General features: G+C 64.5%; 26 protein-coding genes. 16 read left to right on the top strand and 10 right to left on the bottom strand.

The genetic code is table 11. The annotated features are described in order from the left end of the window. The first annotated feature begins 103 nt into the window (after nt 1-103). Nucleotides 104-760, top strand: coding sequence for a hypothetical protein (locus E3O67_RS04065; RefSeq protein WP_135101977.1), 657 nt, complete (start codon nt 104-106; stop codon nt 758-760). A 144-nt stretch (nt 761-904) separates the two neighbouring features. On the opposite strand, the gene E3O67_RS04060 is transcribed toward E3O67_RS04065, so the two are convergent. Further along, nucleotides 905-1,129 (bottom strand): hypothetical protein, encoded by a 225-nt coding sequence (locus E3O67_RS04060; protein ID WP_135101975.1) that lies wholly within the window; start codon nt 1,127-1,129, stop codon nt 905-907. A gap of 244 nt (nt 1,130-1,373) precedes the next feature. On the opposite strand from E3O67_RS04060, the gene E3O67_RS04055 reads away from it, so the two are divergent. From E3O67_RS04055 to E3O67_RS04035, 5 genes are all read left to right on the top strand, one after another. Next, nucleotides 1,374-2,153, top strand: a complete 780-nt coding sequence (locus E3O67_RS04055) for an oxygenase MpaB family protein (protein WP_241981975.1) — start codon at nt 1,374-1,376, stop codon at nt 2,151-2,153. 25 nt (nt 2,154-2,178) lie between these two features. After that, nucleotides 2,179-2,682: an Lrp/AsnC family transcriptional regulator gene (locus tag E3O67_RS04050; RefSeq protein WP_134430904.1), complete on the top strand. Its 504-nt coding sequence runs from the start codon at nt 2,179-2,181 to the stop codon at nt 2,680-2,682. Between the two features lie 110 nt (nt 2,683-2,792). Then, nucleotides 2,793-3,959 carry a pyruvate dehydrogenase (acetyl-transferring) E1 component subunit alpha gene (gene pdhA, locus E3O67_RS04045; RefSeq protein ID WP_134430902.1) on the top strand — a complete coding sequence of 389 codons (1,167 nt, stop codon included), beginning with the start codon at nt 2,793-2,795 and terminating at the stop codon, nt 3,957-3,959. Next, nucleotides 3,956-4,975 (top strand): alpha-ketoacid dehydrogenase subunit beta, encoded by a 1,020-nt coding sequence (locus tag E3O67_RS04040; protein ID WP_135101971.1) that lies wholly within the window; start codon nt 3,956-3,958, stop codon nt 4,973-4,975. The genes pdhA and E3O67_RS04040 overlap by 4 nt, the downstream gene beginning before the upstream one ends. Next, the gene (locus tag E3O67_RS04035) at nt 4,975-6,450 is read left to right on the top strand and encodes a dihydrolipoamide acetyltransferase family protein (protein WP_135101969.1); all 1,476 of its coding nucleotides are present in this window, start codon (nt 4,975-4,977) and stop codon (nt 6,448-6,450) included. Before E3O67_RS04040 ends, E3O67_RS04035 begins: the two co-directional genes overlap by 1 nt. A 363-nt stretch (nt 6,451-6,813) precedes the next feature. Here E3O67_RS04035 and E3O67_RS17725 read toward each other — a convergent pair whose 3' ends face one another. Next, nucleotides 6,814-7,104 carry an AzlD domain-containing protein gene (locus E3O67_RS17725; RefSeq protein WP_370260062.1) on the bottom strand — a complete coding sequence of 97 codons (291 nt, stop codon included), beginning with the start codon at nt 7,102-7,104 and terminating at the stop codon, nt 6,814-6,816. A 19-nt stretch (nt 7,105-7,123) separates the two neighbouring features. After that, a complete protein-coding gene (locus E3O67_RS04025) occupies nt 7,124-7,795 on the bottom strand; it encodes an AzlC family ABC transporter permease (protein WP_135101967.1) in 672 nt (223 codons plus the stop codon). 65 nt (nt 7,796-7,860) lie between these two features. Between E3O67_RS04025 and E3O67_RS04020 the strand changes: the two genes are divergently transcribed. Further along, entirely contained in the window at nt 7,861-8,412 is a 552-nt protein-coding gene (locus tag E3O67_RS04020; RefSeq protein ID WP_134430888.1) for a helix-turn-helix domain-containing protein, read from the top strand. A 43-nt stretch (nt 8,413-8,455) separates the two neighbouring features. On the opposite strand, the gene E3O67_RS04015 is transcribed toward E3O67_RS04020, so the two are convergent. Further along, on the bottom strand, nt 8,456-8,719 hold the full coding sequence (locus E3O67_RS04015; RefSeq protein ID WP_135101965.1) for a hypothetical protein: 264 nt from the start codon (nt 8,717-8,719) through the stop codon (nt 8,456-8,458). Between the two features lie 23 nt (nt 8,720-8,742). Between E3O67_RS04015 and E3O67_RS04010 the strand changes: the two genes are divergently transcribed. Together E3O67_RS04010 and E3O67_RS04005 are read left to right on the top strand one after the other, a co-directional pair. Then, nucleotides 8,743-9,135 carry a hypothetical protein gene (locus tag E3O67_RS04010; protein WP_135101963.1) on the top strand — a complete coding sequence of 131 codons (393 nt, stop codon included), beginning with the start codon at nt 8,743-8,745 and terminating at the stop codon, nt 9,133-9,135. 255 nt (nt 9,136-9,390) lie between these two features. Next, nucleotides 9,391-9,963: a cytidine deaminase gene (locus tag E3O67_RS04005; protein WP_135101961.1), complete on the top strand. Its 573-nt coding sequence runs from the start codon at nt 9,391-9,393 to the stop codon at nt 9,961-9,963. A 169-nt stretch (nt 9,964-10,132) separates the two neighbouring features. Here E3O67_RS04005 and E3O67_RS04000 read toward each other — a convergent pair whose 3' ends face one another. The 3 genes from E3O67_RS04000 to E3O67_RS03990 all read right to left on the bottom strand — a co-directional run bounded on the left by E3O67_RS04000 (nt 10,133) and on the right by E3O67_RS03990 (nt 11,500). Next, nucleotides 10,133-10,399, bottom strand: a complete 267-nt coding sequence (locus E3O67_RS04000) for a hypothetical protein (RefSeq protein WP_206750558.1) — start codon at nt 10,397-10,399, stop codon at nt 10,133-10,135. A gap of 213 nt (nt 10,400-10,612) precedes the next feature. Next, nucleotides 10,613-10,873: a hypothetical protein gene (locus E3O67_RS03995; protein ID WP_135101957.1), complete on the bottom strand. Its 261-nt coding sequence runs from the start codon at nt 10,871-10,873 to the stop codon at nt 10,613-10,615. 294 nt (nt 10,874-11,167) lie between these two features. Continuing rightward, nucleotides 11,168-11,500, bottom strand: a complete 333-nt coding sequence (locus E3O67_RS03990) for a hypothetical protein (protein WP_135101955.1) — start codon at nt 11,498-11,500, stop codon at nt 11,168-11,170. Nucleotides 11,501-12,216: 716 nt separating this feature from the next. Here E3O67_RS03990 and E3O67_RS03985 point away from each other — a divergent pair. The 4 genes from E3O67_RS03985 to E3O67_RS03975 all read left to right on the top strand — a co-directional run bounded on the left by E3O67_RS03985 (nt 12,217) and on the right by E3O67_RS03975 (nt 14,126). Continuing rightward, nucleotides 12,217-12,816, top strand: coding sequence for a DUF1349 domain-containing protein (locus tag E3O67_RS03985; protein WP_135101953.1), 600 nt, complete (start codon nt 12,217-12,219; stop codon nt 12,814-12,816). Between the two features lie 66 nt (nt 12,817-12,882). After that, nucleotides 12,883-13,008: a hypothetical protein gene (locus E3O67_RS17600; protein ID WP_255575487.1), complete on the top strand. Its 126-nt coding sequence runs from the start codon at nt 12,883-12,885 to the stop codon at nt 13,006-13,008. Nucleotides 13,009-13,125: 117 nt separating this feature from the next. Then, on the top strand, nt 13,126-13,623 hold the full coding sequence (locus tag E3O67_RS03980) for a GNAT family N-acetyltransferase (RefSeq protein WP_135101951.1): 498 nt from the start codon (nt 13,126-13,128) through the stop codon (nt 13,621-13,623). A gap of 11 nt (nt 13,624-13,634) precedes the next feature. Beyond that, entirely contained in the window at nt 13,635-14,126 is a 492-nt protein-coding gene (locus E3O67_RS03975) for a GNAT family N-acetyltransferase (protein ID WP_135101949.1), read from the top strand. A gap of 28 nt (nt 14,127-14,154) precedes the next feature. Here E3O67_RS03975 and E3O67_RS03970 read toward each other — a convergent pair whose 3' ends face one another. Then, nucleotides 14,155-14,706 carry a DUF6578 domain-containing protein gene (locus E3O67_RS03970; protein ID WP_135101947.1) on the bottom strand — a complete coding sequence of 184 codons (552 nt, stop codon included), beginning with the start codon at nt 14,704-14,706 and terminating at the stop codon, nt 14,155-14,157. A 152-nt stretch (nt 14,707-14,858) separates the two neighbouring features. On the opposite strand from E3O67_RS03970, the gene E3O67_RS03965 reads away from it, so the two are divergent. Both E3O67_RS03965 and E3O67_RS03960 read left to right on the top strand, forming a co-directional pair. Beyond that, nucleotides 14,859-15,365, top strand: coding sequence for an NUDIX domain-containing protein (locus E3O67_RS03965; RefSeq protein ID WP_135101945.1), 507 nt, complete (start codon nt 14,859-14,861; stop codon nt 15,363-15,365). A gap of 11 nt (nt 15,366-15,376) precedes the next feature. Further along, nucleotides 15,377-15,922, top strand: a complete 546-nt coding sequence (locus E3O67_RS03960; protein ID WP_135101943.1) for a GNAT family N-acetyltransferase — start codon at nt 15,377-15,379, stop codon at nt 15,920-15,922. Between the two features lie 466 nt (nt 15,923-16,388). On the opposite strand, the gene E3O67_RS03955 is transcribed toward E3O67_RS03960, so the two are convergent. Further along, nucleotides 16,389-16,934 carry a hypothetical protein gene (locus E3O67_RS03955; RefSeq protein WP_135101941.1) on the bottom strand — a complete coding sequence of 182 codons (546 nt, stop codon included), beginning with the start codon at nt 16,932-16,934 and terminating at the stop codon, nt 16,389-16,391. After that, the gene (locus E3O67_RS03950) at nt 16,931-17,164 is read right to left on the bottom strand and encodes a helix-turn-helix transcriptional regulator (protein WP_134378192.1); all 234 of its coding nucleotides are present in this window, start codon (nt 17,162-17,164) and stop codon (nt 16,931-16,933) included. Before E3O67_RS03950 ends, E3O67_RS03955 begins: the two co-directional genes overlap by 4 nt. 342 nt (nt 17,165-17,506) lie before the next feature. Between E3O67_RS03950 and E3O67_RS17230 the strand changes: the two genes are divergently transcribed. Beyond that, nucleotides 17,507-17,707 (top strand): hypothetical protein (locus E3O67_RS17230; protein WP_206750557.1); only part of this gene is annotated, 201 nt, incomplete at its 3' end.

The raw sequence follows: 17,707 nt of genomic DNA, 5'->3' as shown, positions 1-17,707 counted from the left end.
CGACTGCCCGCACACTCCCGCAGGAATCCCTTGACGGCCTCTGGGGCCGAGGGTACCGTCGGTCGCTCAGGGGGCTGGCTCACAGGTGGAACGGAGGGCGGAAATGCGCTCACGGTTCCTGCTCCCCCTGAGCCTGCTGATCGTTCCGCTCGCCGGGTGTTCGTCTCCCTCTCCGTCGTCCTCCCCCGCGGCACCGGCCACCGAAAGCGTCGTGATGCGCCCAGTCACTGAGCGCGGTCTCCCTGCCGCGGGCTTCACCGTGACCGACGAGGCACATGTCACTCTCGACTGTGGTGGCACCTCATTCGATGCGCGGCCGTCCGCGGTCGCCGTCGATGACGACATTCTCGCCTGCGCTCCGTCGAGCGCGTTCGCCGTAGCCTGCTGGCAAGACCCGGACCCGGGTTTCGTGGCCTGCTACCGCGATCCGTGGACCACCGTAATAGTGCGCCTGCCGAGCGGCGGGAGCCTGCCGACGGCCACCGCGCCCGAGCAGGCGCAACCGCTCGGGCTGGCGCTCAGCGATGGAGACCGCTGCCTGATCCGCAGCGGCGGGGTCTGGAACGATCTGGCCGAGCACCCCGACTGGTACGGCACGTACTCGTGTTCGGATGACGGAGCGGTCTGGGCCGAGAGCGCTGACGGCATCGACCGGTCCGATCCCCGGTGGACGGTGCAGGTCGCGCCGATCTCGGGGGAAGACCCGCTCAGCACCCGCGAGGTCGTCACCGCGTACTACGTCGGTACGGCCGAGGGCTAGCAGCAGCCGCCCCACCCACTCACGGCACCGGTCGCGGGGGCCGGCCCGCGGCATCCGTCGACGTCGACGTTTCCGGTCGAGACCGATCGGCACACCGGCCGACCTCGACCGGAACTGTCGAACCCGCCGCCGCGGACCCGCGGATCACTCCTGGACTGCGCGGAGAGCGACCCGGCCGCGCAGCACGAGGAGCTTGTATGCGGCCTCATCGATCTGCTCCGGCGTGAGGCGCCCAGAGTCGACCGCTTCAACGATTCTGCCGATCAGGGTGGTGACATCGGTGCCGAAGAGCTCGGGATTCGCTCGGCCGGCCAGGAACGAACCAGGGTCGGCCGTGACGTCGGCGACGATCCCGAAGTTGACACTCACGCCGACGGACTCCAGAAGGGACGACCGGCTGCGGAACGCCTCCTCCGCGGCCTGCGCGGGGAGCGTCTGCAGTGCTTCCGCCCCGGGGGCCCGGTCCCGCTGCGAGCGCCATCACGCGGCGGGCGGGAACCGGGTGTCTCATCAGTACAGGCTAGCCCGCCGACCAGAGGCGGGACGTCGCACGCATCCACTTCTCCGGTCGCGGCGTTACACTCGGACCTCGAGTGGGAAGGCACGCATGCAGATGACAGAGATTGCCGGTGAGGCCGTGCTGATCGCCGCCGGAGGCCGGGCGATCCTGCTGCAGATCGCCGACCCGGCTATCGGCCACGGGGTGGCCCACCACAGCGATTTCACATCCCGACCGCTCGATCGGCTGCGCGGCACCCTGACGTACGTGTACGCGGTCGTGTTCGGCACGCCCGAGGAGGCGGCCGGGGCGCGCCGCCAGGTCAATCAGGCCCACGGCCCGGTGTCGGCCCCGGCCACCGCGGCGAGCCCGGCGTACAGCGCCTTCACCCCGGAGCTGCAGCTCTGGGTGGCGGCGACCCTCTACGAATCCGCCATCACGATGCGGGAGCTGGTCTACGGCCCGCTCGACGACGATACCGCCGACCTGCTGTACCGGGAGTATGCCGTGCTGGGCACCGCGCTGCAGATGCCGTCGGGGCTGTGGCCGCCGGACCGGGTCGCCTTCGCCGCCTACTGGGACCGGCGCCTCGGTGAGTTGCAGACGGATGCCGCCACGCGCGCCGTCGCCAGCCAGCTGCTGCATCCGCGCACGGGGCCGGTCTGGCTGCGACTGATGATGCCGCTGGCGCGCCTCGTCACCGTCGGGCTGCTGCCCGGCCAGGTGCGAGAGTTGTTCGGTCTGTCTTGGTCAGCGGGGGCGCAGCGCCGCTTCGACCGGCTGATCCGGTTGACCAGGCGCGTCTACCCCCGGCTGCCGCGCCGCCTGCGCCACTGGCCGAAGAACCATTACCTGCGGGCGATGCGGCAGTCGCTGGAGCTGGCGGTAGTCTGAGGGTTTCCCCAGCCGGAGGATTCCAATGACGCAGCACTCGGCCCCCGCCGTGCCGGGCACACCCGACGGTCTCGACCCGATCGACCGGCAGATCGTGGCCGAGCTGAGCCGCGACGGCCGCCTGTCCATGCGGCAGTTGGCCACGCTCGTGCACATTTCCCGCACCACCGCGCACAGCCGGGTGCAGAATCTCGTCCGTCAGGGTGTGGTCACCGGGTTCGGCGCGCAGATCGACCGCCGGGCGCTCGGACTCGGGGTCTCCGCCCTCGTGATCGTGAAGATCGGCGAGGTCTCGTGGGCCGAGATGGCCCGGCGGCTGAGCGAGCTGCCCTTCGTCGAGAAGGCGCAGGCCGTGAGCGGCGACATCGACATCATCCTCACCGTCAGCGCCCCCGACCACGAGCAATTGAGCCGGGCCATCCTGCGCGATATCCACAGCATGCCCGGTGTGATCTCCACCCGATCCCATTTGATCCTGGAGGAGATCACCGGCCTGCCCCCGGCACGCGCGGCGGACAGTTGGCGCTGACCGGCCGTTCTTCACGGACGATTGGTCCGGCGCGACGCCGCTTCCGACCAAACGTTCGCATCCGTCGCCGGGGCATCGTCTAAGGCGTTGAGATGCCGCACCATTGCGTCATGAGCCTCAATGTCGAGAGCCTGGTCGAGAGTCCCCTCGCCGCGCCGCGCCCCCTCCGCCTGATCGATGACACCGGCCGCGCCGCCAACCCCGATGAGGCCGGTGGGCTCGTGCTGCCGGACCCGGCCACACTGCTCAGCCTCTACCGGCGCATGGTCGTCGCCCGCCGGTTCGATGTGCAGGTCACCGCACTGACCCGGCAGGGGCGTCTCGCGACCTACCCGTCGGCCCTCGGTCAGGAGGCCTGCGAAATCGCCGCGGTCGCTGCCCTCGGCCCCGAGGACTGGCTCTTCCCCACCTACCGGGACAGCATGGCCCTGCTCACCCGCGGCGTGCCGGCCGAGCACATCCTGGCCTCGTTCCGCGGGGATTGGCACAGCGGATACGACCAGAACGCCCACCGGATCGCCCCACAGGCGACCCCGCTGGCCACCCAGGCTCTGCACGCCGTGGGGCTCGCAACCGCCTCCAAGCTCAAGCGGGACGCCACAGTGGCGCTGACCCTCCTCGGAGACGGCGCCACCAGCGAGGGCGACGCCCACGAGGCGTTCAACTTCGCCGCCGTCTGGCAGGCCCCGGTCGTCTTCGTGGTGCAGAACAACCAGTTCGCGATCAGCGTGCCGCTGGACAAGCAGATGCGCTGCCGCACCATCGCCGACAAAGCCATCGGCTACGGGATGCCCGGCTACTTCGTCGACGGCAACGACGTCGCCGCGATGTACGCGGTCACCTCGACGGCAGTCCAGAACGCCCGCGCCGGCCAGGGACCAACCCTGATCGAGGGTCTGACCTACCGGATGGAGGCACACACGAACTCCGACGACCCGAGCCGCTACCGCGATGCCGGGGATCTGGAGATCTGGCGACGCCGCGACCCGATCACCCGCCTGGACACCTACCTCGGCGAGATCGGTGCGCTGAGCGACGCGGAGCGCGCGGACATCCGTGCCGAGGCCGAGGATCTGGCCGCGGACACCCGGGAGTGCATGACCCGGTCCGCGCCGGTGGATCCGCTCGAGTTGTTCGAGCACGTCTACGCGACCCCGCGCGCCGCCTTGGCGGAACAGCGCGCCTTCCTGGCGGTCGAGCTCGCCGAGCACGCCGCCGCATCCGTCGCCGCCGACACCGCGGAATCCAGCACCGCTCAATCAGGGGGAACCCGATGACACTCCACGACACCGCACCGACGCCGCTGCCGCTGCGCGCGCCGGTCACTCTCACCATGGCGGCAGCTCTCAACGCCGCGATCCAGGATGCGATGCGCGACGACCCGACGGTCGTTCTGTTCGGTGAGGATGTCGGCCCGCTCGGCGGAGTCTTCCGGGTGACCGACGGGCTGTACGCCGAATTCGGGGAGAGCCGGGTGAGCGACTCACCGCTGGCCGAGTCCGGGATCGTCGGTACCGCGATCGGCATGGCGATGTACGGTCTGCGCCCGGTGGTGGAGATGCAGTTCGACGCATTCAGCTACCCGGCGTTCGAGCAGATCGTGTCGCACGTGGCCAAGATGCGCAACCGCACCCGCGGGCGAATCCAACTGCCCCTCGTGATCCGCATTCCCTACGCCGGTGACATCGGCGGGGTCGAACACCACTCGGATTCCTCCGAGGCCTACTGGACGGCGACGCCCGGTCTCACCGTCGTCTCGCCGTCGAATCCGGCGGATGCCTACTCGATGCTCCGCGAAGCCATCACCAGTGACGACCCGGTCATCTTCCTCGAACCCAAGAGCCGGTACTGGGCCAAGGCCGAGCTCAGCTTGCCCGTGCGCACCGCAGCGATGAACACCGCGGTCGTGCTGCGCGAGGGCACCGACGTCACGCTGATCGCTTACGGACCGACTGTGAAGACCGCTGTCGCCACCGCGGAGTTGGCCGTGGCCGAAGGCCTCTCGATCGAGGTCGTCGATCTGCGCAGCCTGTCCCCGTTCGACGACGAGACCGTGGGTGCCTCCGTGCGGAAAACCTCTCGCGCCGCCGTGCTGCACGAGGCGGCGCAGTTCGGCGGCTACGGGGCGGAGGTCGCAGCCCGGCTGACGGAGCGCAACTTCTTCTACCTGGCCGCACCCATCCTGCGGATCACGGGCTTCGACATCCCCTATCCCTCCCCCAAACTCGAGGAGTACTTCCTGCCGACCCCCGACCGCATCCTTGCCGCCCTCGGAACCTGGGAGTGGAACTGATGTCGCTGAACTTCATCCTGCCGGACCTCGGCGAAGGACTCACCGAGGCCGAAATCGTCTCCTGGCTGGTGGCCGTGGGCGATACCATCGCCATCGATCAGCCTGTGGTCGAGGTCGAATCGGCCAAGTCCATCGTGGAACTGCCGTCGCCGTACGGCGGGGTGGTAGTGGCTCTGAACGGGTCAGTCGGCCAGATCGTGCACGCTGGGCAGGTTCTGCTGACGGTGACGGATGCCGCGGACACCGCACCGCCTACCTCTCAGCCGGCTCCGACGCCCACATCAATGCCGGCCACGGTTCCTCCCGCGAAGGTCGGCGGGGCGGCATCCGGTGCGGTGCTCATCGGCTACGGCACGAGCGAGAACACGCGTCCCGTCCGGCGCCCGGCCACCGCGCGCTTCGGTCTGCGGCCAGGCTTAACGACTGCGCTCACCACGCCGATCGTCGCACCGGTCGCCGTCGTGGCCCCGCCCGCCCCGACACCGGTAACGGCCCCGATCTCGTCGGCGAGCCCGGCCGGCCGCTCCCCCGTGGTCTCGCCTCTCGTTCGTCGCCTCGCCCGTGAGAACGGCCTCGACGCGACCCGGCTGATCGGAAGCGGCAGTAACGCACTCGTGCTACGCCGGGACGTCGAGTCGGTGATCCGGGAGCGGGCAGCGGCGACCGGCCCTGTATCGACGGTCGAGCCAACACCGATCGTCGAGCCTGGAGTCGTGGTCGAGCCCGCACCGTTGGTCGAGCACGCACCGTTGGTCGAGCCCGTCGAGACCCGGTCCGCCTCCACCCATGACATCCGTATCCCGATCACAGGCCTGCGGAAGGTGGTGTCAGAGCGGATGACCACCTCACGCCGGGAAATCCCCGAGGCCACGGTCTGGCTCGATGTCGACGCGACCGAACTTTTCGCCGCGCGAGACCGTCTCTTCGAGAGCACGGGCGAGCGTTTCAGCGTGACTGCTCTGATCGCCCGGTTCACGGTAGCCGGATTGCGCCGCTTCCCGCTGTTGAATTCATCGGTCGACACAGCGAGCCAGGAGATTTTACAGCGCGGCGCCATCAACCTCGGGCTTGCCGCACAGACCCCACGGGGGCTGATGGTGCCGGTGGTGCACGACGCCCAGGCGATGACCACCCGCGAGTTGCGGGATGCGATCGCCGGTATCGTGGCCCAGGCGGCGGATGGCGCGTTCCCTCCCTCTCGGCTCACCGGTGGCACCTTCACCCTGAACAACTTTGGTGCGCTCGGTGTCGATGGGTCAGCCGCGATCATTAACCACCCCGAAGCCGCCATTCTGGGCATCGGGCGGATGATCGAGCGTCCCTGGGTGGTCAACCACGCCCTCGCGGTGCGCACGGTCGTTGAACTGTCCCTGGTCTTCGACCACCGGGTCTGTGACGGTGGTACCGCTGCCGGTTTCCTCACCTACGTCGCACGCTGCATCGAGTCCCCGGTGAGTATGCTCGCCGACCTCTGAGACCGGTGACGCCTCACGTCAGGTCAATCACGGAATCGACGGGCGTTCTACAACAGGCCCCGACCATGTCCTGCCGTGGGGTCTCATGGCGCTCCGGGCTTGTTGCAGTTGACACACCTGAGTAAGAATCCACGCCGGGCGGGTTATTCGGGCGTTCCGCATCTGTGCGTTCGTGCCCGGCCCGTAGTCTCGGGCTTGTGTGCGTTCAGGGTCGGGCTTGCGAGGATCCTGAATCCTTGCTGATGCGCACTGGCTTCAGGACGCGTATCAAGCAAATCGGTACATCGGTGCAGCCGATCCTGAAGCGCTGCGGTGGCTTGACGGCCGCGGCACGCGGTCAGCCGGGCCGCGCGTCACGGCGCATCAATGAACCCCGAGCGCTCTGAGGCACGCCGTGACCCCGGCCGCAACGACGACGACAGCGACGAGCGGTGCGCGCACGGCGGCGGCCAGAGCAGCCACTGCTACTCCAACTACGCGGGCCCATCCAGCGAAGTCGGACCCTTCATAAAGCGCCGAGGTGGTGGCGACGCTTGCAAGGAGCACGACTACCGCGGGTTCACTCCATTGCTCGAGCCGGAGAGCGAGGCGGAAACCACCGAAGCCGACCCCGCCGAGCCTGATGGCGTAGGTACCGGCAGCGAGAACGAGCACAGCGAGAACAAGATCAACTTCAGGCACGGTGTCCTCGCTTTCGTACGGCGGTGAGCAACCCTGCCAGGCCGAGGATAGGGGCGAGGCCCGCTGCCACGAATGGGGTGGCGGCTAGGGCGATCGTCGCGCCGGCCACTGCAGGTCCTACCGTGCTGCGCTTGACGCTTCCGAGGAGGATGGCGAGGAAGATGGCGGGGAATGCGGCATCCAACCCGAGACGGGCAGGGTCGGGCACGACGTAACCGACCAGCACGCCGATTGCCGCGCCGAGCGGCCAGGCAATAAGGATTGCGACCCCGGCGACGCGGAAAGCCAGGAGGCGTTGGCCCGATCTCGGTTGAGCCAGCGCAAAGGCGACGCTCTCGTCGTTCACGAGGTGGGCCGATAGATACCGAGCAATTCGCGGTGCTGGCAGAAAGGAGGAAGCCGAGAACCCGTAGACGATGTTCCGAAGGTTCACCAGCAACGCTGCAGCGACCGCAACCCACGGCAGGCCGCCGGCCGCGATGACACCGACGAACAGTAACTCGGAAGATGCGCTGAGCACGAGAATGGCGGCGAGGATGACCAGCCAGGGTGGGAAGCCTGCCGCCAGTGCGGCCGATCCGTAGGCAACACCGACCACCAGCACCGCCGATGCGATAGCTATGGCGGAGGCCCTGAGGCGTACTGTTCGTTTTGGTGAACGCATGACGGTTATTCTGAACGATTCGCGGTCGTACGTCAAGCTGGTCACATGTTCGATATAGTGAACACATGACAGAAACGCTCGGCCCGCGCATCGGGGCAGCGCTCAAGCGCGAACGTAATGCTGTAGGCCTGACTGTCTCCGAACTCGCACGTCGGGCAGGGATATCCAAGGCGACAGTCTCGCAGCTCGAATCGGGTGTGGGTAACCCCAGCGTCGAGACGCTGTGGTCCCTGGGCGACGCGCTCGGCGTGCCTTTTGCACGCCTCGTGGATGAACCACCCGAACGGGTGACCCTTATTCGCGCAGCCGATGCGCCGCGAATTGGCTCTGCCGGCAGCAGTTACGCCGCAGCACTCCTCTCCTCAAGCCCGCCGAACGCGCGCCGCGATGTCTATCTCGTGCAAGCCGAACCGGGCAGCCCCAAAAATTCCGCGCCCCACACCCACGGCACCGTGGAACACGTGATTCTGATATCCGGGACAGCGCTGGTCGGTCCGGCAGCATCCCCGCTCCTGCTGCACCCCGGTGACTACGCGTGTTACCCCGGGGACGCACCCCACATCTTCGACGCCCGCGACGACGGCACGACAGCGGTACTCATTTCAGAACTGCGTTAGGCGCTCAAGGGATCGCGATTGATGAGCGGCCGTCGATTCAGGATCAATCCGGCTCCCTTTGAGGGTTCCCCTGTTGCACATGCCTGAGGTGAAGGTGTTGCTGGACTATGCCGAGCAGGGCGATCAGCTCGACGCCGCAGCAGTATAGGAGCTGTAGCGCACGGAGGGGATGCGGGAGCGGTTTGAAGAAAGCCGTGCAGGTTGTGAGCAAACTCAGCCCGTTGGAGTCTGCCTCGGCATCGGCGCCGCCTTTGCCGAGTTCGAACGTGAACTCATCCATGCCATCCTCAAGCCATGCGAACTTCACGGATTGTACCCACTGGACTCTCGATGGTGGTGGTCGCTTGCCTGATGACCGGCTGCACGGTGGGCCCGTTCGAGGAGGAATCTAGCGGCGGTCTCAAGTTCACAGCGGAGCAGATGACCCACTTCGACGGATACTGCGGCGTTGGGGTGAAGATCGAGAACGGGAGCAACCGCACAGCAAAGTTCGTCGAAGACGACATTGAGGTGTTCGATGGGTCAAGCTCGCTCGAATGGAATCTCCCGTTCCCCGATGTCAAGACGGGGGATTCGGTTCGCGGGTATGTTGTCGATGAGTTTCCGACCACGATCGATCCTGGAGCCGTGGCCACTCACGCCTTCGTTATGAACTGTGACGGCAACCCCTACACGTTAACGGTCAACTCGATCAACGCCGGCTCCGTGAGCTTCAATTTCTGACTCCCGTCCGGCGTGTGGTTGAAAGGGTGCACCGCAAGGCCTGTCGCAACCGTCACGTCGTCTGTGGCCTTTTCGGTTTCTTCTGGCCCGAGCTCGTGTTTCGCCCGCACAGCTCCGGCACTCACATTCATATCGGTTTTCGGTTGCTTCGCCCCTGAGCCTGCAATGAAACGCGTCCGTAGGACGTTCCCAATTCGAGAACTCGTTTGAGTCCGCAGAGCGAGTCGGGTCCGGTGTCGATGCGAGACTGGGCCCGTGCTGGAAAACAACGAACGTCGTCTCGTGACTGCCGCCGAAGCGATAGCGCGATCCCTGCCAGACAATGACACGCACACGGTCGCCTCGGCGGCCATGGATACCCAAGGCAACGTCCACACGGGCGTGAACGTCTTCCACTTCACAGGCGGGCCCTGCGCCGAACTCGTCGTCATCGCCGCCGCCGCGCAAGCCCTCGCTGGCCCCCTCGTCACCATCGTCGCGGTCGGTGACCATGACCGTGGGGTGCTCGCTCCGTGCGGCCGATGCCGACAGGTCTTGCTCGACCTTCACCCCGACGTGGCAGTCATCCTGCCCCTCCCCGGCGGCGACGTGACAGCGGAACCCATACGCGATCTACTGCCCCGGAGCTACTCGGCACCGGACCTCGCATCCGGCCCCAGAATCGTCTACTTCAACCCTCGCTACTACGACAGCATCGCTTCGGGTCAGAAGACAGTCACGATCCCATCCAGACTGGATCGGCAGTGCTTGTATTCGACGACGGAGACACCATTCGGCGGCTCAACGCGAAGATCGAGAGCGTCGAATCACGGCGCTTTGATCACCTGACTAACGACGACGCCCACCAGGAAGACCTCCCCGACGCGGACGCACTTCGCGGAGCACTACGCACGCACTACCCCGACCTCGAAGGCCATGATGTCGTGGACGTAGCGACGTTTCACCTGATGACTGCATGACGCGGTCACGGTTGGTTGCCCGGCCGAGGATTGGCGACCTAGAGATTAGTCAATTGCGTCAGCAGCGTCTCGGCTGCGCCGGTGATGCTGCCGATTACGGAGAAGGTGAAGATGCCAGCCACTCCCCAGAACCAGTAGCGGTCACTCCGACCCGCTTTCATACGGTTGAGCGCCAGCCACCAAGCCGCCACCGTCGCCAAGGTCGAGGCGATCACCGTCCCGAACGCCATCCGGACGAAGTCTGCTGGGCCTGGAGGATCCCAGGAGTTGGTCGCGAGCACGATACAGATCGGAACGATGATCATCCCCACGAATCCGATGAGAACTGGGGACACAGCGCGTCGTTTCTGAGTACTCGCCTGAGTTGACATGCGGTGAGTCTCGCAGGTCTCGCCCCCGCAGACGACGCAATCGCTCAAGCGATCCGCAAAGGGTTCCCCTTGGGCCACCTACGACCTGGGCTCAGCACAGCTCATCTTCCACGCTCTCCCGAATTTGTCCGGATGCGCCGATGCTTCTCAGCCTTTGTGAATCAGGTCTACGATTTTCTGCGCGTTGTCGTCCGGAGAGACGCTGATCTGCACCTGATCACCCTCCATGGCCTCCATCACCACGACGGCAGCCTGTATCTCCCCGCCGATCTTGATAATCAGGCGCGCCGAATCCCCGGCTTGGACAGCCTTCACCGTGAGGGCGTTAAAGACGATCGCCCCCTCTTCGGTGAACGTCACATCAACCGCGTTCTGCCCCTCACCTTCGGCGATGGTGGCATCCTTCACTCCAGCTCGCTTAAGTGCGGATGGGAAAACAACATTCTCGCCATTGACCTGAACGCATTGCGGGTCCGCCCCATCAGCGCAAGTCTGCGATACCGCCAACTCGATCGCTCCCCCGGTAGCCGACGCGGAGTCACCGGTGCCAACTCCAGCCGAACACCCACTGAGGGCCAACATGACAAGTACGACCAGAGAGAGCCTAGATGTTCGAGAAGCCATGAATATCCTTCCTTCGACGCGGGCTGAGGACCGGCAGAGCTTCCGCGTCCAACTTTTGCCCGGCCGCGGATTGGCGATCTATGAATTGTTCAATTGCACCAGCAGAGTCTCAGCAGCACTGGAGATGCTGCCAATTGAGGAAAGAGTGACGATGCCAGCAACGCCCCAGAACCAGTAACGGTCACTCCGACCCGCTTTCATCCGGTTGAACGCCAGCCACCAAGCCGCCACCGACGCCACCGTGGCGGCGATTACGATACCAAACGCCATCCGGACGAAGTCTGCTGCGTCTGGAGCGTCCCAGGAGTTGGTCGCAAGCACGATGCAGAACGGAACGATGATCATCCCCACGAATCCGACGAGCACCGGAGACACAGCACGTCGGTTCTGAGTACCCGTCTGAGTTGACATGCGGTGAGTCTCGCAGGTCTCGCCCCCGCAGACGACGCAATCGCTCAAGCGATCCGCACGGGGTTCGTTTCGCGGTCCGTGGTTGCACCCAGCCCTAGACCGTTTCGCTAGGACTCTCCCGGTGTCTCTCTGTATCCAGGAGGACTCGCCGACGGCTGCTCCCCTGGACCAGCACCAAGCCAGCCGCGAGAACGGAAGCAGCTGAAGTGGCGAGCATTACGGTCAACACCACATCGGGTTTCAAGGTCATCGCCCTCCCGGTCATGGACGTGAATTCGCACTGCAGCCCCAGCGGGATCAACGTGATCCGGCCAACAACCGGCTCACCGGGGTCAACGCTCTCGCGCGACGCCGGGAGTGCGTCCACAACGCACGAATAGCTTGGATCTCGAACCGCGTAAATCGCTGCCGCAGGCGGCAATGCCATGAAGATGGCCAGCCCGCACAACGCGGTAGCCGCCCATCCCCTCGTTCCCATTTGGCCATGCAACCACAGTCCCAGGCGCCCGCCGGGATTTTCTCTTCAAGTCGCGGGAAGTGACCGCACAGGGTTCGCGCGGGCACCTGCACCAGTGACGCGCGAATTTGCTCCCGAAGGTCCCGCTTTCGGGCCTCGCACGCGCGGTGTCGACGCGAGCGTGTTCATGGGTGTCTGCTTTCCCCTACGCTGACATCGGCGGTGTGGATTGCGCCCTCACGGAGAGGATCGAATTCTTATGAGCATTGTCGTGCCGGGCGTGCCTCCGCTCGAATGGGTCAACGGGCCGGGCTTGGCTGAGACGCCCGCGAGCGGTGTCCTCATCCTCACCGCGGTCGCTGGCGCCGACTGGACCAATGACGCGTTCGGAGGTCCTCAACAACACGCGGCGACCGCGCTCGGCTTCGCCCCGGCAAAAGACTTCTCGCTTTCGGTCCGCGCCCAGGTGCCGACCGAGAGAACAACGTTCGACGCCGCCGTCTTGGCGATCTGGGGTGACCCTGACCATTGGGCCAAGTTGTGTTTCGAGTATTCGCCCCAGGGCCAGGCCATGGTCGTGTCTGTAGTGACAAATGAGTATTCGGATGACTGCAACTCCACGCTGGTCTCCGAGAAAGCGGTCTACCTTCGCGTGGTTCGCTCTGGGGCGGCCTGGGCATTCCACTCTTCCATTGACGGCCACAGTTGGGTCTTCGTTCGTGTCTTCCGTCTTGCCTTCGACGGTCCCGTACGTGTTGGCTTTCTGGCACAAGCTCCGATGGGCGATAGCTGCGTGGCCGAGTTCGACAACATCGTCTACAGCATTAACGTGCCGGCAGACTTTCGCGATGGCAGTTGATTCCGCGCGGAGGATGACCTTTTTGCGACGCACAGTTCAGGCTGAGGGTGTCACGATCTCATCCTCGTGCATACCCAGTCGAGCGTGTGGGACTGGGGAATCACGTTCGCCGCGATCCTCGGAGTCATGGGCGTTGCGCTCTTCCTGACCGCCCGGCTGGCTACTCGACGAACCTGGCACGCATCGCTCTGAAGATTCAGACCCCGGACAGTCCCGATGGAGGTTCCTCTTCGGCTCCGATTCGCTGGCGCTGGAACCAGCCGAGGAACGCCCCCTATGGGCGCCCGGTGATGTGGGATGCTGGGCAAAATGGATGTCATTACTGAACGTTTGGTTCTTCACGCGCTTTCTTCCAGTGAGGCTGAGCGAATTATTAACCGGTCGCCCAACGAGGATGACCTGTGGCACGAGGATTATCCGCTCGAAGACGAGCTTGATCCGTTGCGGAGTCTCGCGTATTCAGTCGACGCCCACCCTGTCTTCACTCTCTACATGATTCAAGTGGCCGAGGACCGGCGCGCAATCGGCGGGATCGGCTTCTTCGGTGCGCCGGGTGCAGACGGAGTGGTCGAACTGGGCTACGGACTCGTCGAACCCATGCGAGGACGAGGCCTGGCGACGGAAGCATTACTGGCCGCGATCACAATTGCCGCGACCCACGGCGCGCTGCGAGTCAAAGCAGACACTGCGGTCGACAACATCGCCTCCCAGCGCGTACTCGCCAAAGCAGGGTTCCTCGAAACCTGCCGGTCGAGTCAGGACATCTACTACGCGCTCGAGCTCCACTTAGCCACTCTTTTGAATTGAGGAACAGCGCGATGACATTGCGTATCCGCGACGCTGCCACTGAGGACATCGACATTCTCGCGGCGATGCTGCTCGAAGCGTTTAACTGGCGCGAAGACCGGCAACCTGCGACTCTGCAAGCGATCATGAATAGCCCCGACATCTGGCACTACGTCTCCGATTGGAAACGAAGCTCAGATTTCGGTTTCGTTGCCTACGAGGCAGAGGACAAGCCGGTCGGTGCGGCTTGGGCGAGGTTCATGACCGCCGAGGATCCCGGATATGGATTCGTTGATGAGGGCATCCCCGAACTAGGCATGGGCGTCGTGAGCACTCATCGAGGCCAGGGCATAGGCCGCGTCCTACTGGAGCGGACCATACGGGCCTCAGTCGATCGTGGCCTCCAGGGGCTGAGCTTGAGCGTTGAAGACGACAACGAGCGAGCCCGTGCTCTATACGTGAGCAACGGCTTCGTCGTCGCGGGACGGGTCGACAATTCGGACACGATGCTTCTAAGGTTTTGACCCGCTGAAGGTTCCGCGAGCGGACACTTTATGCGTGTTCCTGGATGTCGACGAGCCAGCCCTCCAGTGAGCGTCGGCGTTGCTCGGGCGGTGGAACAGCGAACTCTCCGGCGTAAGAGAGCGGTTCGGCGTCTACGTCGATGCTCAGCCGAACTCCCTGAACCGAGGTCAACCTCGCTGTATTCGCAACTGGCTCGATCTCGATCATGTATCGAGAGGGCGAAGTTGCTAGGAACGCTCCATTGCCAAAATCGCGGCCGACCATCGCCCTCTCGTCGCCGTCCGCCGTCCTGATCGATTCGGGCGGCGCGCCGTGGCCGGGCTGACGCAGAGACCGACGCTCGATGACGTCCTGTGTGACCGCGTGTACCGCGATGACCCTGCCGCGCACACGATCGGCGAGCTCCTCCTCATGGTGCGACTCCATCGTGTCCACCGTGGCGAAAAGTTCCGACCCGAGCATTTCAGCGAGAGCAGCATGCGGCGTTCGTGTCTCGATACCGAAGTCGACCTCATCGCCGATGGCAAAAGCATCGCCACAGCACGCCCATTCCCATTTCGTCAGCCACACGCGCGTCATAACGCCCACGCTAACCCAGCCCACATGCTGAGACTCAGCCGACGCGTTAGGAGATCCGCTCCCGGAACGTTGTAGCTGTCCTACTCAAGGTTCCCCAATCCTTTTGGAAGCGGCGGAGCATATTTCGGGAACTGTGTCATAGCCTCAGTCTCATGCCGCTCTCCGAGTACGTCAGTGCGATTCGCGGGCTCATCGGGTCCCGACTTCTGATCCTGCCTGGTGCGACTGCAGTGATAATCGACGGTGCCGGCCGTTATCTACTTGCTCGGCACGTGGCGGGCGACCGATGGGGATTCGTCGGAGGCGGGATCGAACCGCTGGAGGATCCTCGGGCAGCGTTGCGCAGGGAAGTCAAAGAGGAACTCGGACTCGAGGTCGACATTGTCCTCGTGGTCGATAGCTATGGTGGCGGCGACTTGACGAACGAGTATCCCAACGGTGACGTCGTGAGCTACGTCACGACCGTTTACCTCTGCCACCTCGCCGAGGAACCGCCCATCCTCGAGACGGAGGAGTTGTCCGCTGTCGGCTGGTTCTTTCCCCTCGAGATCAAACAGCTCGATCGGTTCGAATGGATAGATCGAGTCATCGACGACATCGGGCCCAGCTTGAACGGGCTCGATTCAGCCCAAACGGCGCCCGTTCACGCGATCACCTAGGAGCTAGCAGCATGGACATCACGTTTGCCGCGCTCGACCTGCCAGCCGACCACGCTGCACTTATGCAGTTCATGCTGTCCAACGAGTTCCCCTTCCACGTAAACGCCAGACCGTCCCGCACTGATCTTGAGCGCAAGATCTCCGACGGAGCATTCGGCGGCCCCGATCACGCGAGCTTCTGGGTCCAAACGGAATCCGAAGGGCGCATAGGCCTTGTGATCCTCGAAGACCTCCTCGACGACGCACCCTTGTTCGACCTGCGGCTATCCGCGGCCGCTCGGGGCCGCAGGTTGGGCGCACCCATTCTGCGGGCCCTCACCGCCGAGGTCTTCCAGCGATGGCCGAACATCAATCGATTCGAAGGGCAGACCCGCGAAGACAACATCGCGATGCGCAAGACTTTCCTTCGCTCAGGGTTCATCAAGGAAGCTCACTACCGCGAGGGCTGGCCCGTGACCGGCTCGCACCCGCTGGCATCAGTCGCCTATGCAATTCTTCGTCATGACTGGGTAACGGGCGAGACCACAAATTTCGTTTGGGAAGATCTCACCGTCTGAGGGATAAACCGTCCCGATCACGGTTGGACTAATACAAATGTGCAACAGACCGTTGCATAATTCCCGTGCTTCCATGACGAACACCTAGACACGTGTGCTGCGGCGTTGAAGGTTCCCAAACGCCACTCCCCCGAAGCATCGGAACCGCGGCGGATTGGCGCCAAATCTGCGTCTGTGGACGGCCCTGTCTGGCGTTCGTAGTTTGTGGCAACGCTGAGTTCACGCTTCCTAACCTGGAGGACGCGTTCGCCGGTCGATGCGCTTCTGAAGATTCTCCTTGCCGCGTGCGTCGGCAACGACTGAGGCGCGCACAACCGCGGAAGTCCCGCTTCATTCGGCGCGTGATCGCCGATGCGATGCGGACGGATGCAGGAGATGACCGACACACAACACGCCTAGCCGTTTCCGAGTAGACCTCTGCACCCGAACGCCGCTCCACCGAGATGTGTCGGCAACGGGACAGCGTTCAGCGGTCGCGCCCCGTGCGTCGGCGGCTCGCCCGCCGGAAGGCGTGGACTCCTCCGACGATGGCGGCGAGCCCGCCGATCATTCCGCCTATGACCGCGCCCTGGGCCATTCCGCCCAGGAACCCCTCGCCTGGGGTCACCTCGAGCGACGGTGTGGGCAGCATCGGCTCCCCCGTGAGTACCGTGTAGGTCATCGCGGCGAAGGTCAGCACCATCGCGACGCCGTAGATCAAGATGCCGACCATTGTCGATCGGGCGCCGGCGTTCTCGGCGAGCTTCTGGAGGTTGACGTTCCGCCGGCTCGCGTACCACAAGGCCGCGACCGACGGCACGACGGTCACGACCAGCAGGACAACCGGCAGGAGAATGAGCCCGAAAAGTGAGGCGACGAGGGCGGCCAGGAGTCCGACGTAAAGCCCGGCCGTCAGTCCGAAGGCACTCGACTCCATTGACACGGCGCGTTCGCGTTCGTCGCCATATGCCGGGCTGTCGAGGTCCATGACCCGCTCTGTCCATCGGTCCAGCAGGTTTCGTCTGCGCGTCATGTGTCAGCTCCTGTCTCGTTCGTGAAAAGTTCTTCGACGGTCCCACCCAGGGCACGGGCGATCCGCAACGCGAGATACACAGATGGGGCATAGTCGCCTTGTTCAACGGCGATGATGGTCTGCCGGCTCACGTTCACCTGCTCGGCGAGCTCGGCTTGGGTAATCCGCCGCTCCTTGCGGCGCTCCCGCACCGGGTTCGCCGTGGCGGAAGCGGAGTCGTGGGGACACATACACTTATGTTAAGGATCATTGACATTTAGTGTCAAGCATCATTGTCTTCTGAGTTTGATCTGGATGTGCTGCGGGAAAGCGTTTTTCGACGCTGGTCACACTGGGCGCTCCGTCAGATCGTCGCGCTCGAAGTTCCCAAACGCCACCCAGCTGATCAAAGCCGGCTCGAAGCCCTGGCGGCGAATTCTGTGCCCCATGAAGGTCCGGCTTGCGGGCAGGCTAGGGACNTGCGGGCAGGCTAGGGACCTCGGCAGATCAGCGTCTGTTGCGCGCGTCGGCGATTGTCCAACGCTGGCCGGTGGTTAGCATGTCGCTATGGCTGGCGCAGTGAGGTTCTGAGTATGTGGCTTGGGGAAGAATTCTGGGGTGAGCAAGGACGCATAGCCAGGATCCAAGCTGGTCCGTGGGCCGGTCGCCACGCCTATATCTATTTGGAACATCAGGACGACTGGTGGGTCATGGTGATTGACCCTTCTCCCGAACCAGGCGTCCCGGGGGACAACTACATTGACGACGGCAGTTACCTCGAAGAACTGGCGCGT

The sequence above is a fragment of the Cryobacterium sp. TMT3-29-2 genome (assembly GCF_004564305.1).
In the GTDB taxonomy this organism is placed as follows: domain Bacteria; phylum Actinomycetota; class Actinomycetes; order Actinomycetales; family Microbacteriaceae; genus Cryobacterium; species Cryobacterium sinapicolor.
The sequence above is the reverse complement of the archived record's forward strand: the minus strand, read 5'-3'. Positions and strand labels throughout refer to the sequence as shown.